This is a genomic window from uncultured Shewanella sp., from assembly GCF_947495455.1.
In the GTDB taxonomy this organism is placed as follows: domain Bacteria; phylum Pseudomonadota; class Gammaproteobacteria; order Enterobacterales; family Shewanellaceae; genus Shewanella.
Map to the genome: position 1 here is coordinate 1 of NZ_CANLZC010000232.1, position 859 is coordinate 859.

Sequence of the window (859 nt, forward strand, 5' to 3'; positions counted from 1 at the left end):
GACTGTCTGTTAATGCAGGAGCAATTAACGACCTTGCCTACAGCATGTTGAATTCCCGCTGAAAGATCACTTATATAGTAGAATTGGTATAACTATCATTAACAGCTCAACAGGCGCACAATATAGAGAGTCAATAAATACTTTTTATATTGTGCTCACTTATCAAACACAATTAAAACATAATATGAATTTACTCTGTATTATCTTTGTTATTATCAATTAACACATGATCAAAACATGGCCGTTTTTCATCTTCATAATATTGAATATAATGTGCCCAATGTTTCAATTTCGCCCTATCCCGTAAATAACCTCTAGCCTCTATTCTCTTTTTACGTATACTTGGGTGACAAGTGACATAGTGAATACTCACTTTCGATTGAAATCTTTGTTCTAATCTCTCAGGCCAATGAGGATCTTGAAGCTCTCGAGTAAAAGGGCCAACAATAATAACTGCATTAGCAATAAGATTATCAACTGCAATATCAAACATTTGCTCATAGATAACCTCTCTAAAATTATCTTTAAAAAAGCAACTGTCTCTATCATTAGGATCATGATCTGATAATTTAAGCGCTAGACGAACTAAACGCTCTGACACTACATCAATATCAATCAACACCCCATGATTGACTGCTGCAAGTTGATGAGAATAGGTAGACTTTCCCGCACCAGGTGCTCCACAAACAAGAATAACCTGAGACATAATATAGCCCCCATGATTTTATTTTTATTGAGTATAGTGAACTATAGCTAAATCAATATAGAATGATAGCCTCAGAGCGGCGTTGTTGCTTAAATCTAAGGAACCATTTGGTCATTCTGTGATCTGATCTTGTCAGTACGAAAACGAGACAGA

The 859-nt window shown here is 35.4% G+C and carries 1 protein-coding gene; it reads right to left on the minus strand.

What is annotated here, in order from left to right:
- Positions 1-190: 190 nt before the first annotated feature.
- Positions 191-706, minus strand: coding sequence for an ATP-binding protein (locus Q0791_RS24910; protein WP_299011954.1), 516 nt, complete (start codon positions 704-706; stop codon positions 191-193).
- Positions 707-859: the final 153 nt, after the last annotated feature.